Source organism: Mycetocola sp. Y791, assembly GCF_059445325.1.
Window position 1 is genome coordinate 703,704 of record NZ_JCAIUC010000002.1, and the last position, 14,027, is coordinate 717,730.

A 14,027-nucleotide genomic window follows, 5' to 3' on the forward strand; every position below is an offset into this window, starting at 1 on the left:
ACGCCTGGTGGCCGGGGTGCGGGGCGTGCGGTCGAGGAGGTGGGGTGCTGGAGTCGCAGAGCGCGACTACGTCGTGTCGAACGCGATCAGCGGTCGCCCGGTGCGCGGGTGCTCGAGCACGTCGGCGCGGACCCCGTAGACGTCGCCGATGAGTTCAGGCGTGAGAACGGATGCCGCATCACCGGCGGCGACAACGCGCCCGGCACTCAGCACGATGACGCTGTCGGCGTACGCCGCGGCGATATTGAGGTCGTGAAGTGCCGCGACAGCGGTGATCCCCGCCGCGGTCTGGGCCCTGACGAGTGAGAGCAGGCTCAATTGCGCCCGCACGTCGAGGTGGTTGGTCGGCTCGTCGAGGAGCAGCAGCCGCGGTTGCTGGGCGAGAGCCCTGGCGAGGTGCACCCGCTGGCGCTCGCCGCCCGAGAGCGTGTCGAACGGACGGCCGGCGAAGGAGTCCATGCCGACGGCGGCAAGGGCATCCGCGACGATCTGCCTGTCGACCTCGCTCTCGCTCGAGAACCTGCCGATGTGCGGCGTCCGGCCGAGCATGACCACCTCGGTGACCGCGAGGCCGGTGTCCGAATCGCCGTGCTGCTCGCTGAGCGCAATGATCCTCGCGCGGTCCCTGCGTCGAAGCCCGAGCAGGTCGGCGCCGTCGAGCAGCACAGCACCGCTGTCGGCGGGAAGCGTACCGACCAGGAGGTGCAGCAGCGTCGACTTTCCCGCACCGTTGGGGCCGATGACGGCACCGAACGACCCGACGGGCACCGTGATGTCGACGCCGTCGACGATGAGCCTGCCGTCGCGGCGGAACAGGAGCCGACTCGCCGTGAGCGCGGGAACGTCGGCGGTGGCATCCGCGGTTGAGGAGGATGAGGCGGTCAGGTCGGTCACGAGACCCTCCTGCCCCTGAGTAGCAGGATGGCGAACACCGGGGCACCGACGACGGCAGTGAGGATGCCGACGGGCAGTTCTCGCGGGTCGAAGAGCGTGCGTGCGCCGGTGTCGATCCAGAGCAGAAAGATGGCCCCGGCGAGCGCGGAGAGAGGCAGCACGACCCGATTGCGCTGCCCCACCACAAGTCGAACCGCGTGCGGCAGGATGAGGCCGACGAAGCCAATCGATCCGGAGATCGAGACCATGGCACCGGTCAGCAGCGCCGTGGCGATGAGGAGCGTCCACCGGGTCGAATTCACGCCGACACCCAAAGCGGATGCCGCGTTGTCACCGAATGCGAAGGCGTCGAGCGTGCGGCCGGTGAGCATGAGCGGGATGCCGACGATCAGGAGGGCGCCGAGTCCGATCGCGACGGCGGGCCAGCGCGCACCGCTGAGCGAGCCGAGCAGCCAGCTGAGGATTTCGCGGTAGGTGTCGCCGGTTGCCGACCAGAAGATGATGAGGCTCGTGAGCGCGCCGAAGAAACTCGACACCGCGAGGCCGGCGAGCACGGTGCGGGTCGGCGTGAGCGAACCGATCGCGCCCGCGAGCAGCAGGGTGCCGACGAGGGCTGCGACGGCCCCGCCGAACGCCGCGACGGGAAGGAGCACTCCGAGCCCGAGCAGGATCACGGCAACGGCACCGAGCGACGCCCCCGACGAAAGCCCGAGCAGGTACGGGTCGGCGAGCGGGTTACGGGTGATCGCCTGCATCACGGTGCCGGACAGGGCCAGACCAGCGCCAACCGCCGCAGCGGTGAGGACGCGAGGCATCCGCAGTTCCCAGACAATTCCGTCGCGCAGCGGTGACAGAGCTTCGCCGCCGAGCGCCGTCGGGGAGAACCCGAGGTGGCCGAGGATCGACCCCCACACCTCCGTCGGCCGGATCTCGGCCGGGCCGAAGGTCACGGCGAACACGATCGACACGAGGAGCACGGCCGAGAGGGCGACGACCCAGACAGCGGTCGGCAGCCCGCGCCGGATCCGGCGGTGGGGTCTCCCCACCGCCGGTACCCCGGTCTCGGCCGCCAGTGTCACAGCTTCAGGTCCGCCAGCTGGTCAGCGATCGTGGATGCCGCTTCGGCGTTCCGCACGCCGGCCTCGCCAGTCGCAAACGGAACAGTGACGTATCGCTTGTTCACGACGGCGTCGAGCTGCGCGGTTGCCGGGTTGGCCTCGAGCACGCCGATCTTCTTCTCGGCGCTGCCCCAGTCGGAGACGACGAGCACGATCACATCGGGGTTGGCGTCGACGACGGCTTCCCAGTTGAACGAGGTCCAGCTCTCGTTGACGTCCGCCGCGATGTTCGTGAGGCCGACGGCATCCATGATCATCTGCGGTGCGCCGGATCCGGCACCGACGTACGGGGTGTCTGATCCGCTGGAGAACCAGAGTGCGCTGACGTCGTCGACCGGCTCGATCTTCTCGAGCTGCTCTTTCTGTTCTGCCACGAGTTCGGTGGCCGCATCGCTCACGTCGAAGATGGAACCGACCTCGAGAATCTGGTCAAACACATCGTCAAAACTCAGCGATTCGGGTGCGTATTCCGCTTCCTGGCACGCGGCAGGAGACACGTAGGTGTTCACCCCGAGTGACTGAAGCGTTGGCCGATCGCCAGCGCCATCCGCTGAGAAGTTCGATTCCCAGCCGGCATAGATGAAGTCGGGTTCGAGGTCGAGGACGGCTTCCTGACCCGGCACCTTGTCGCTGATCACAGGAACGTCGGTACCGCCCAGGTCATCGGGCAACGGGCCATCGGGGAATGCCCGACCGATCAGGCTGTCCTCGAGGCCGAGCGCGAGGAGCATCTCCGTCGTCGTGGACTTGATGGTCAGCACGCGCTCCGGCGCCTGCTCGATGGTCACCTCTGTGCCGCAGTTGTCGAGGGTGAGCGGATAGCTCGCCGCTTTGGGGGCGGCCGATTCCGACGGTGGGGCGGATGCCGCCGGGCCGGCACACGCGGAAACCGCGAGGAGCGAGCCGGCAATACCGATCGCAGCAAGAGCTCGAGAGAAACGGGGGGCAGGGTTACGAAGAGTCATGTGACCTCGGATCGAGTGTGCGGGGTGAGAGAGCACAACAAGTACTCGTCTCGACCAGCCACCCAAATCCGGGCAAGCTCGACCGGTCATAACCAACCGGCGGTCTTTCTCCAGACTACAACTCCCGCACCAGCCGACGGAACTTCGTTCAGGACAGGATGTCCTTGGTCGAAAACCGGCCGTACGCGAGGGCGAAGAACACGGCGATGTAGCCGGCCTGGAGAAGCGCATTGGTGCCGAACGCGCTCAGGTCAGCGGGCTGGCTCAGGATCCCGGCGAAACCGAGCCAGTGCTGGGTGAACAGCCAGGGGTGCAGCCACTCCAGCTGAGGGAGAGCACCAAGGATCTGGGAGACAACCGAGACGACGACCGTCGCAGCCATGGCGCCGACCGGAACCGTGGTGAGCGTCGAGATGAAGAGGCCGATCGCGCACAGGCCGAGAAGCGACACGGTGACATAGGCCGCGACGAGGAGCGATCTCAGCACGGACTCTCCGACGCCGATGGTCTCACCCGACAGCAGCGTCACCGGCCCGACCGGAAACAAGAGCGCGCCGATCAGTGCTCCGACAGCCACGAGTGTCAGCGTCGCCGCAAGGCAGAACGCCGCCGCTCCGGCGTACTTGACGAGGAGCAGTCGCAGTCGGCCGGCCGGCGACACCAGCAGGTAGCGCAGCGTGCCGAGCCCTGCTTCACCGGCGATCGTGTCTCCGGCGACCACCCCGATGGTGAGCGGGAGGAAGAGGGGGATAGCGACGACTGTCGCCGTGAATCCGACGAACAGCCCGTTCTGGGTCACCCGGTCGAGAAACGGCGGCCCATCGCCCGGGTCGAGCTCGCTCGCCGTCAAGCGGACGGCAACGGCGAGAAGGATCGGAATGAGCGCGACGGCAGCGAGCATTGCCCAGGTGCGTCGCCGCCGGAACAGCACGGTGAGTTCGCTTCCGAGAAGGTCGAGGCCGAGGGCGGGGCGTGCGCGCCCGGCGGAGGGCTGCGCTGTGTTCAGAGGGTCGACTGCGGCCCCGGCGTTCCGCGGCGCTCTCGTGTTCGATGCGGGCGGGGTCGGAGCGAGGTCAGGAGACGACATCGAAGCCCTCCCCGGTCAGCGCCACGAACCGTTCCTCGAGACTGGCTTCCTCGAGGCCGTACCCGCGGACGCGGACGCCCGCCTCGAGCAGTGCTGGCAGGATCCGGTCGGGATCGAGGTCGGTTGTCGCCGGGAGGAGGGCGGATACTTCGGCGTGCGAGTCGACCTTGCCCTCGCGTCTCGGTATGAGCCCGAAACGGGCAAGCACGCTCTCGGCGGTCTCGGCATCCGGTGTTCGCACCCGTACGTGGGACTCGCCGGCGCCCCGAAGATCATCGAGCGAGCCCTGGGCCACGATGCGGCCTGCGCTCATGATCGCGGCGTGGGTGCACATCTGCTCGACCTCGGCCAGCAGGTGGCTGGAGACGAACACCGTGGTGCCCTCCGCAGCGAAGGAACTGACGAGGTTGCGCACCTCGCGTGTTCCCTGTGGGTCGAGTCCATTGGTTGGTTCGTCGAGCACCAGGAGGTCCCGCGGGGAGAGGAGCGCATTGGCGATGCCGAGCCGCTGCTTCATACCGAGGGAGTATGCGCCGGCCTTTTTCGTCGCGGCGTTCGTGAGTCCGACCCGCTCGAGTGCGGCGTCGATGCGCGCACCGCGGGTTCGACGTGGCGCGTGCCGATCCGCAGTGTCGAGCCGGTGCAGGTTGGCGTATCCCGAGAGAAACGGATAGAACGCCGGGCCCTCCACCAGTGCACCGACCCGGGGGAGTACGTCGCGCAGCCGTTCCGGCATGCTCTCGCCGAGCACCCTGACCTCCCCCTGGCTTGGACTGACGAGGCCGAGCAGCATCCGGATGCTCGTGGTTTTACCTGATCCGTTGGGGCCGAGAAACCCGAACACCGAGCCGCGGGGCACGGCGAGATCGATCGCATCGACGGCGGTCTGGGTTCGGAACCGTTTGGTCAGGCCCGAGCTCTCGATGGCGAGGTCGGGTGAGGCCCCGGCGGATGCCGTCACTCTGCGTTCGCAGCCGCCTGGAGCCTGTCCACGGTCACTGACCCGGCGAACACGCGGCCATCATCGGTGAGGAACACGTTGAGAAGTGACGTGGAGAGAAGTCGCCCGCCGTTGACCTTTGTGGTCAGCTGGTCGAGCATCGGGTTGTCTTCGAAGCCTTCGGGGGCGCTACCGGCTGGCAAGGCCACAATGGTCTCCCATCCGGTTCCTGTCGTGACAAGACCACTGCCGTCGTCGGGCTTCGGTCCGCCGTCGGATGCCGGTGGCATCGAGGGGAACGGCTGTTCCTCGACGGTGACGCCGTCGCCCGGTGTGTACGTGAACAGGTCAGCGGCTGGGTCCGAGAGATCGATTGACGAGAAGCCGACCTGGAATGCCGGCTCGTCCTGGCCCGCAGCCGCGACGGAGACCTGAAGCGGAAGCCCGGTCTCGGAGTCGACGGCGATCGACACCGACTCGGCGAGAGTTCCGGATGCCTTCGGCGTGAGAATGAGCTCGTACACGGTCCGTCCAGCGACGCGGGCATCGGTGCCGACCGTGACGAGCGTGGTCGGTTCGAGTTCGGTCAGGAGCTGGTTCGCCAATTCAGCGGGGTTCATCGTCTCGTCGGCGCGGCCGTCGAGTTTGTTCTGGAGCGAAGACCCCAGGTCAGCGGGGATGGCGACGTGGGTCGCGATGTTCGATTCGGAGTCGTAGTACCAGGCATCGGTGCCGTTCAGCACCGCGATGCGCTCTGCGAGCTGGTCCTTGACCTGGATCCTGACGTTGTTGTCACCCGACACGTACACGTTGCCTTCGTGGGTGCCGCTGAGCAGTTCGAGTGCGCTCGAGACGAGTTCGCTCGACTCTTCGGCCGAAAGACCGGAAGCCCCGCTCATGGACGAGGTCATGCCGGTAGCGGCATCCACGTCGGGCAACCCGAGTTCGGCGGTCTTCGTCACTGTTCCGGAGAACGAGTCCTCTGTGCTGTCGGAGATCAGGAGGAGCACCTCCTCCGCCGTCTTGTCCGGCAGGTCGACGGCTGCACCAGCGGAGAGCGGCACGGCGACGATACCCGCGGCGACGAGCGCCGGTACTGCGAGGGCGGGAAGCCACTTGAGAGAGTTACGCGACACGATCAACATCCTTCGGATCGAAGTGGTGAGTCATAATACGCCGAGGACCTGAGTTTTCGTCGACATGATTTAACCCACGTCGCGAAGTGCTCGACTAACCCACGTCGAAGTGCTCGACGGACCTCTCGCGGTCGATGAGGTAACGGTCGTCCTCCGGGTAGAAGACCGCCACCGAGATGTCATTCCCGGCGAACGCGGTGATGCGTTCCCGGCTTTCCCACCACGACAGAGTGCGGACCTCGCATCGACCGTCGGGAAGGTCCCGGAAGACCGCGATCGCCCCGAGGTTGCCCGGCGTTGAGCGGTACTCGCTCAGTCCGGTCTTCTCCAGGTATGCGGCGTAGCTCTCGCGGTCGTCCGGTCGAATCCAACCGCGCCACGACCGCATGACGGATCCTCGATGTGCGTCAATCATGGCCGAGCTCTTTCTGTCAGGGTTTTCCCGACAGTTTTACGCCCTCACCGCGACGTTCGCGAGGGCATCCGCGACGAAATCGAACTCACCACTGAGGACACCGGCCGTGACGCGAACAAACGAGCCGGCATCGGGCGACGACAGATACGGCGTCCCGCCGGCCACACGGATGCCTGCCGCTGACAACTGCACGAGCGCGCTTCGTTCGTCGTCGACGGCGATCCAGGTATTGAGGCCGTCGGCGAGGGTGGCAGAGTAACCGTGTCTTCCGAGTGCAGCGGCGAGCTCCTTCTGCCGGGAGAAGTACACCATTCTCGCCTCGTTGACCGCGGTGACCGATGCGTTCTCGGTGAGCAGCTCGGTGAGGATCGTCTGGACCATCCGGCTCGTCCAGCCGGTCGTCAGCATCCGTCTCGACACAATGCGGTTGACGAGTTCTTCCGGCCCGCCGAGCGCGGCGATGCGCAGGTCGGGGCCGTGCGTCTTCGAGAAGCTGCGCACGTGGAGCACCTGCCCGGGAATGTAGGCACCGAGGCTGACGTCGGGTTCGGTGCTGATGCCGGCCGAGTGGTCGTCCTCGATCACGACGGCGTCGCTGGCGTGACGGGATGCCGCGATCACCGCGGCCAGTTCGCGCGCGCGATCCTGGGTCATCGACGCGCCCGTGGGATTGTGTGCGCGCGGTTGGAGCAGCACGGCGCGTGGCGATGATGTGAGGGCCCTGGCCAGCGCGGAGGGACGCATCCCGAGGTGATCGAGGGGGACAGGCACGGGTACGGCGCCCAGAGAATCGAGGAGGTCGAAAAACGGCGGGAAGGTGGGATCTTCGATGACCACGCGATCGCCGAACCTCACGACCTGTTCCAGCGCGCGCGAAACACCGTCGAGCGCCCCGTCGACCACGGTGATCTCGTCGGCGTTGTACGGCCAGGTTCGTCTCAGTTCCTCGGCGAGGGCGGGGATCACCGGCTGGTCGGTGTAACTGAACGTCGTTGCATGCTCGGACAGGCGCGAGAGAGCCGGCCCGAGCAACGGGAGCAGGGAGTCGTCGGGCGTGCCGCGTGAGAGGTCGATGCGGGTTTGCTCGGTGTACCCGGCCATGCGCTGCATGCGCGGACTCAACCAGGGCATGGCAGCCTGACGCACAAAGCTGCCACTGCGGCCGCGAGACACGATGAGGCCGACCGTGGTCAGTGCCTGCCACGCGGCACTCACGGTCGCCGGGCTCACTGCGAGTTCTGCGCCGAGCTCCCTGACCGTCGGGAGGCGGTCACCCGGTGCCAGTTGCCCGGAATTGATGAGCCGGGCGAGAGCGGCCGCGATGCCTCGGGGCGAACGATCGTCGATGAGTTCTGCGTACGACTCAGGCATCGGGAGAACCCCATCCGGGTTTTTGGGTATTTACGAATGCGTCACAGAGGGAAACAATGGAGAAATGTTCAACTCGAATAATAACAAATGAGCGGAACGGCACCACACACCTCACGCTGACACCGAAACCCACGGTTCACCCGAGGCAGACAGACAGAAACACCTACCGCTCAATGACGACACGGAGGCTAGAGATGACTGTAGTTCGCGCGGCTATCACCCAGACAACCTGGACCGGCGACAAGGAATCCATGATCGCGAAGCACGAACAGTTCGCGCGGGATGCGGCTGCCCAGGGAGCGCAGATCATCTGCTTCCAGGAGCTGTTCTATGGACCGTACTTCGGAATCACCGAGGACAAGAAGTATTACGAGTTCGCTGAACCGGCGGACGGTCCCATCGTCCAGCGATTCGCGAAGCTCGCGAAAGAGCTGAACCTCGTGATGGTTCTGCCGATCTATGAAGAGGACATGCCCGGCGTGTACTACAACACAGCGGTCGTCGTGGATTCCGACGGCACCATCCTCGGCAAGTACCGCAAGCACCACATCCCCCACCTCGAGAAGTTCTACGAGAAGTTCTACTTCCGGCCGGGCAACCTCGGATACCCCGTCTTCGACACCGCGGTCGGGCCCGTCGGTGTGTACATCTGTTACGACCGCCACTTTCCAGAGGGCTGGCGAGAACTCGGCCTCAACGGGGCACAGATCGTCTTCAACCCGAACGCAACGAAGCCCGGTCTCTCGAATCGGCTCTGGGACCTCGAGCAGGCGACCGCAGCCGCGGCGAACGGGTACTTCGTCGCGGCTCCCAACCGGGTCGGAACGGAAGACAACGAGTACGGCGACCTCGCAGTGACGTTCTACGGCACGAGCCAGTTCGCCGACCCGCAGGGCAACTTCGTCGGTGACAGGGGCAGCGCCGAGCACGAGGACATCGTCATCCGTGACCTCGACCTCGACATGATCAAGAGAGTCCGCGACGACTGGCAGTTCTACCGCGACCGCCGGCCCGAGTCCTACACGTCGATCCCGAAGCCGTAACCGGACCAGGCGAGGAGGCATCATGAAGACCCTCATCAAGAACGGCACCGTCGTGAACTCGACGGGATCGGCACCGGCAGACGTGCTGATCGACGGCGAGACGATCGCCGCGGTGCTCGCTCCAGGCTCGACCCTGCTCGGCTTCGACATCGAGAACAATGTCGACACGGTGATCGATGCAGCGGGAAAGTATGTCATCCCCGGCGGAATCGACGCACACACCCACATGCAGATGCCGTTCGGCGGAACCGAAGCGAGCGACACCTTCGAGACGGGTACCCGTGCCGCCGCACACGGCGGCACAACGAGCATCGTCGATTTCGTCGTGCAGTATGCGGGTGAGAACGTCCTCGATCAGTACGCACTGTGGCACGACAAGGCGCGGAGTAACTGCGCCATCGATTATGGGTTCCACCAGATCCTCAGTGACGTTCAGGACTCCTCGCTGACGGCCATGGACGAACTCGTGAAAGAGGGCGTCTCGAGCTTCAAGCTCTTCATGGCGTACAAGGGAGTCTTCCTGTCGGACGACGGCCAGATCGTCAAGGCCATGCAGCGTGCGGCTGACAACGGCTCGATGATCATGATGCACGCCGAGAACGGCAGCGTGATCGATCTGCTCGTGCAGCAGTCGCTCGCCGCCGGCAACACCTCGCCGTACTACCACGGCATCACCCGGCCCTGGCAGGCGGAGGAGGAGGCCACCCACCGCGCGATCATGCTCGCCAATCTCACGGGTGCACCGCTCTACGTCGTGCACGTCAGCGCGAAGCAGGCGGTCGAGCAGATCGCCATGGCCCGCGACAACGGCCAGAACGTGTTCGGCGAAACGTGTCCGCAGTACCTCTATCTCTCGCTCGAGGACCAGCTCGGCGCGTCGAGCGAGGAGTGGGGAGACTTCGAGGGTGCCAAGTGGGTGTGCTCGACTCCGCTGCGCTCGAAGCACGAGGGTCACCAGCACCACATGTGGCAGAGCCTGCGCACGAACGACATCCAGATGGTCTCCACCGACCACTGCCCGTTCTGCATGAAGGGCCAGAAAGACATGGGCCTCGGCAACTTCGCGAAGATCCCGAACGGTATCGGCAGCGTCGAGCACCGGATGGACCTGCTCTACCAGGGCGTGGTCGACAAGAAGATCTCGCTCGAACGCTGGGTCGAGGTCACGTCGACGACCCCGGCGCGGATGTTCGGCATGTACGGCAAGAAGGGAGTGCTCCAGCCGGGCGCAGACGGTGACGTCGTCATCTATGACCCGAACGGTCACACCTCCATCGGTGTCGGCAAAACACACCACATGAACATGGACTACTCCGCCTGGGAAGGGTACGAGATCGACGGTCACGTCGACACTGTCCTCTCCCGCGGGAAGGTCATCGTCGACGACAACCAGTACCTGGGATCCAAGGGTGACGGACAGTACGTCCCCCGCGGCCTCAGCCAGTACCTGATCTGAGGGCACCCATGGACTTCGGAGCCGTACTTCAAACCAACCCGCCCGCCGCACGAACCGTCCATCTGGCCAAGCTTGCCGAGCAGTACGGGTTCAGTCATGTCTGGACCTTCGATTCGCACCTGCTCTGGCAGGAGCCCTATGTGATCTACAGCCAGATCCTCAACGAGACCAAGCGCATCACCGTCGGCCCGATGGTCACGAATCCGGCGACGCGTGACTGGACGGTGACGGCGTCGACATACGCCACGCTCAACGAAATGTATGGCAACCGGACAATCTGCGGGATCGGCCGGGGCGACTCGGCGGTGCGCACGACCAACGGCGCTCCGACCAACCTCAAGACGCTCCGCGAATCGATCCACGTCATCCGTGAACTGGCGAACTCCCGTCCCGTCGAGTACCAGGGCGCTACCGTGCAGTTCCCGTGGAGCGTCGGCTCCCAGCTCGATGTCTGGGTTGCGGCATACGGCCCGCTCGCGCTCAAGCTCACCGGCGAGGTCGGAGACGGGTTCATCCTCCAGCTCGCCGACATCGACATCGCCAAATGGATGATCAAGACGGTTCGGGATGCCGCCGAAAACGTCGGCCGCGACCCGATGTCGATCAAGTTCTGTGTCGCGGCACCGATGTACATCGGCGACGACCGGGAGCACATGCGAGACCAGTGCCGCTGGTTCGGTGGCATGGTCGGCAACCACGTGGCCGACATCGTCGCCAAATACGGAACGGGCGGTGCGGTGCCGCAAGCGCTGACCGACTACATCGAAGGCAGGGAGTCGTACGACTACAACGAGCACGGCAGGGCAGGAAACACCCACGCCGCCTTTGTGCCTGACGAAATCATCGACAGGTTCTGCGTGCTCGGTTCGGCGAGTGACCACATCGAGAAGCTCGAAGAACTGAAGAGCATCGGCGTCGACCAGTTTGCGGGGTACCTCCAGCACGACAACAAGGAGGAGACCCTCCGCGTTTACGGTGAGACCGTCATCCCCGCGCTCAAGGAAAAGATCGTGGCGACGACATGACCGCCGAAAACCTGGCCCCGGCAATCCGGCGGCGCCGCGGGGCGCCGGCCAGGGAGGCTGCGCGCTGGGGATACGGGGTGCTCGGCATCCTCGTGATCGCCGCGCTGTGGGAACTGTACAAGTTCCTGGGGCCGGTTGACGGCGTCGTCATCGGCGAGATGCGGGTGCTTCCGCGCACGACCGACCTCGCCATGCCGCACACCTGGGACATGCTCGCGCGGCTGTTCGAGCCCGTCACCCGGTCGTCGACGGCAAACCCGCTGTGGCTCGAGGTGGCGCTCGCCGCCCTCGTAACGCTCGGCATCGCGGCCGTTGGCTGGCTCGTCGGCATCGTCGTCGGGTTCGCGCTCGCACTGGTCATGCAGCGGTGGCGGCTGGCCGAGTGGGGCCTCCTGCCCTGGATCATCCTCAGCCAGACGGTTCCGCTCATCGCCTTTGCCCCCGTCGTGCGCAGCTGGGGCTCCCGAATCGAGATCGGCGCCTTCGAGTGGCAGGACTGGATGAGCGTCGCGGTGATCGCGTCGTACCTCGCGTTCTTCCCGATCGCGGTCGGCGCGCTCAAGGGGCTCCAGTCGCCAGACACCATCCACACCGAGCTGATGCGCAGCTACGGCGTCGGCTGGTGGAAGACCCTCGTGAAGCTGAGGATTCCGGCATCCGTTCCCTACCTCCTGCCCGCGCTCCGGCTCGGGGCGGCCAACGCCGTGGTCGGCGCCGTCGTCGCCGAGGTCTCGACGGGAATGCAGGGCGGAATCGGACGCATCCTCATTCAGTACGCGGGCCAGGCCAGCGGCGACCCGGCGAAGGCGTGGGGACCCATCTTCGGTTCCATCGTGCTCGGGCTCGCCGCGGCAGGCTCGGTCGCCATCCTCGGCGCCATCCTCAGGAACTACCGACGAGTGGAGATCACAGCGTGACTCAGCCAATCGAATCCACCACGGATGCCGCAGGGCGAACCGCCGCCGTCGCGGTGAGTGCGGTCGACAAGACCTTCGACACCCGCTCCGGCCGGGTCGACGCGCTCACCGCCATCGATCTGACAGTGTCTGCAGGCGAATTCGTTTCGCTCATCGGGCCGTCCGGCTGCGGCAAGTCGACGCTCATGCGGCTCATCGCCGATCTCGACCAGCCGACGGCCGGGAGCGTCACGGTGTTCGGCAAGAGCGCGAAACAGGCCAGGCTCGACCAGGACTACGGAATCGCCTTCCAGCAGGCCGGCCTCCTGCCCTGGCGTACCGTCGCAGCGAACGTCGGTCTCCCTCTCGAATTGCACGGTGTGTCCGGCGCTGACCGGGCGGCCAGGATCTCCGAGCTTCTCGAGATGGTTGGGCTCACCGACTTCGCCGACCGCTACCCCGACCAGCTTTCGGGCGGGATGCAGCAGAGGGTGGCAATTGCCAGGTCGCTCGCGGAGAAGCCTGACCTCCTGCTCATGGACGAACCGTTCGGTGCGCTCGATGAGATGACCCGCGAACGGATGCAGACCGAACTGCTTCGGATCTGCGCCGAGACCGGCGCCGCCGTCGTGTTCGTCACCCACTCCATCCCAGAAGCGGTCTACCTCTCCGACCGGGTGGTAGTGATGTCGCCCCGCCCCGGTCGCATTCAGGAGATCGTGCCGATGGTGCTCAACCGGGACCCGGCTCACGCCGAGGCGCTCCGCGAGGAGCGCGCATTCTTCGATGGGGTCACCGCCGTCCGTGAGGCACTCCACGCGGGGTCGCCAGTGCCGACGGGCGCTCGCGGAGTGGAGAACCGCTGATGGCCCTCACGATCCCGCAGCGGTCTCGGTCATCGGCAAACGCTGAGACCACCCTCAGGGTCGTCGCGCCCGTCGCCGTCGGTGTGGTTGTGCTGGGGATCTGGCAGCTTCTCGTCAGCGTCGGCGGGGTCAGCGACTACCTGCTGCCGAGTCCTGCAGCGATCGCCGGGCAGTTTGTCGAGTTCTTTCCGTCGATGGTGTCCGCCACCGGCATCACCGGGCTGAACGCGCTGCTCGGTCTCGTTGTCGGCTCGATCCTCGGCATCCTGCTCGCGGCTCTCGCTGCGGCCTCGCGCCCGATCGATGGGATGAGCGCACCGGTCGTTGCGTCGCTCGCCGTCATTCCGATCGTCGCGCTCGCCCCGGTGCTCAACTCGATGTTCGGCGCGGACAGCCAGTTCGGCAGGCAGGCAATTGCGGGACTTGCGTCCTTCGTTCCCGTGTTCATCAACACCCTCCGCGGATTCCGGCAGACCCTGCCGGTTCACCGTGACCTGATGAAGGTCTACGCGGCGAGCTCCACCCAGATCGTTCGCACGGTGACGTTGCCGACCGCCGTCCCCTTCGTGTTCACCGGCATCCGGATCGCCTCAAGCCTCGCGGTGATCTCCGCGCTCGTCGCCGAATACTTCGGCGGCCCACGCGGCGGGCTCGGCGGACTGATCTCGACGTCGGCGGCGTCGAGCGCCTACCCGAGAGCCTGGGCATACGTGGTCGCGTCGATCGTGCTCGGGTTGCTCTTCTTCCTCGTCACGCTCGCTCTCGAACGGCTTGCCACCCGGGGCAGACAGCGCTCATGAGTGTCCTCAGCCCGC

14 protein-coding genes are annotated in these 14,027 nt (G+C 65.9%); 6 read left to right on the forward strand and 8 right to left on the reverse strand.

Features of this window, described 5'->3' with window-relative positions; genetic code table 11:
* Positions 1-66: 66 nt before the first annotated feature.
* The 8 genes from AC1C2N_RS08220 to AC1C2N_RS08255 all read right to left on the reverse strand — a co-directional run bounded on the left by AC1C2N_RS08220 (position 67) and on the right by AC1C2N_RS08255 (position 7,926).
* Positions 67-894, reverse strand: coding sequence for an ABC transporter ATP-binding protein (locus AC1C2N_RS08220; RefSeq protein WP_495433595.1), 828 nt, complete (start codon positions 892-894; stop codon positions 67-69).
* Positions 891-1,973 (reverse strand): putative F420-0 ABC transporter permease subunit, encoded by a 1,083-nt coding sequence (locus AC1C2N_RS08225; protein WP_495433596.1) that lies wholly within the window; start codon positions 1,971-1,973, stop codon positions 891-893. The genes AC1C2N_RS08220 and AC1C2N_RS08225 overlap by 4 nt, the downstream gene beginning before the upstream one ends.
* A complete protein-coding gene (locus AC1C2N_RS08230) occupies positions 1,970-2,977 on the reverse strand; it encodes a putative F420-0 ABC transporter substrate-binding protein (RefSeq protein ID WP_495433598.1) in 1,008 nt (335 codons plus the stop codon). The genes AC1C2N_RS08225 and AC1C2N_RS08230 overlap by 4 nt, the downstream gene beginning before the upstream one ends.
* A gap of 148 nt (positions 2,978-3,125) precedes the next feature.
* Positions 3,126-4,064, reverse strand: a complete 939-nt coding sequence (locus AC1C2N_RS08235; RefSeq protein WP_495433599.1) for an ABC transporter permease — start codon at positions 4,062-4,064, stop codon at positions 3,126-3,128.
* Positions 4,051-5,025, reverse strand: a complete 975-nt coding sequence (locus AC1C2N_RS08240; protein WP_483406064.1) for an ABC transporter ATP-binding protein — start codon at positions 5,023-5,025, stop codon at positions 4,051-4,053. The genes AC1C2N_RS08235 and AC1C2N_RS08240 overlap by 14 nt, the downstream gene beginning before the upstream one ends.
* A complete protein-coding gene (locus tag AC1C2N_RS08245; protein WP_483406063.1) occupies positions 5,022-6,140 on the reverse strand; it encodes a LolA family protein in 1,119 nt (372 codons plus the stop codon). The genes AC1C2N_RS08240 and AC1C2N_RS08245 overlap by 4 nt, the downstream gene beginning before the upstream one ends.
* Positions 6,141-6,234: 94 nt before the next feature.
* Positions 6,235-6,555 carry a hypothetical protein gene (locus AC1C2N_RS08250; RefSeq protein ID WP_483406062.1) on the reverse strand — a complete coding sequence of 107 codons (321 nt, stop codon included), beginning with the start codon at positions 6,553-6,555 and terminating at the stop codon, positions 6,235-6,237.
* A gap of 36 nt (positions 6,556-6,591) precedes the next feature.
* Entirely contained in the window at positions 6,592-7,926 is a 1,335-nt protein-coding gene (locus AC1C2N_RS08255) for an aminotransferase-like domain-containing protein (RefSeq protein WP_483406061.1), read from the reverse strand.
* A 194-nt stretch (positions 7,927-8,120) separates the two neighbouring features.
* On the opposite strand from AC1C2N_RS08255, the gene AC1C2N_RS08260 reads away from it, so the two are divergent.
* The 6 genes from AC1C2N_RS08260 to AC1C2N_RS08285 are packed head-to-tail and all read left to right on the forward strand — an operon-like array spanning position 8,121 to position 14,012.
* Positions 8,121-8,969, forward strand: coding sequence for a nitrilase-related carbon-nitrogen hydrolase (locus AC1C2N_RS08260; RefSeq protein ID WP_495433600.1), 849 nt, complete (start codon positions 8,121-8,123; stop codon positions 8,967-8,969).
* 19 nt (positions 8,970-8,988) lie between these two features.
* Positions 8,989-10,425 carry a dihydropyrimidinase gene (hydA, locus tag AC1C2N_RS08265; protein ID WP_108963498.1) on the forward strand — a complete coding sequence of 479 codons (1,437 nt, stop codon included), beginning with the start codon at positions 8,989-8,991 and terminating at the stop codon, positions 10,423-10,425.
* Positions 10,426-10,433: 8 nt separating this feature from the next.
* A complete protein-coding gene (locus AC1C2N_RS08270; RefSeq protein ID WP_483406059.1) occupies positions 10,434-11,450 on the forward strand; it encodes a TIGR03842 family LLM class F420-dependent oxidoreductase in 1,017 nt (338 codons plus the stop codon).
* Positions 11,447-12,367, forward strand: a complete 921-nt coding sequence (locus AC1C2N_RS08275) for an ABC transporter permease (protein ID WP_483406058.1) — start codon at positions 11,447-11,449, stop codon at positions 12,365-12,367. Before AC1C2N_RS08270 ends, AC1C2N_RS08275 begins: the two co-directional genes overlap by 4 nt.
* Entirely contained in the window at positions 12,364-13,212 is an 849-nt protein-coding gene (locus AC1C2N_RS08280; RefSeq protein ID WP_483406057.1) for an ABC transporter ATP-binding protein, read from the forward strand. The genes AC1C2N_RS08275 and AC1C2N_RS08280 overlap by 4 nt, the downstream gene beginning before the upstream one ends.
* Positions 13,212-14,012 (forward strand): ABC transporter permease, encoded by an 801-nt coding sequence (locus tag AC1C2N_RS08285; protein ID WP_483406056.1) that lies wholly within the window; start codon positions 13,212-13,214, stop codon positions 14,010-14,012. Before AC1C2N_RS08280 ends, AC1C2N_RS08285 begins: the two co-directional genes overlap by 1 nt.
* Positions 14,013-14,027: the final 15 nt, after the last annotated feature.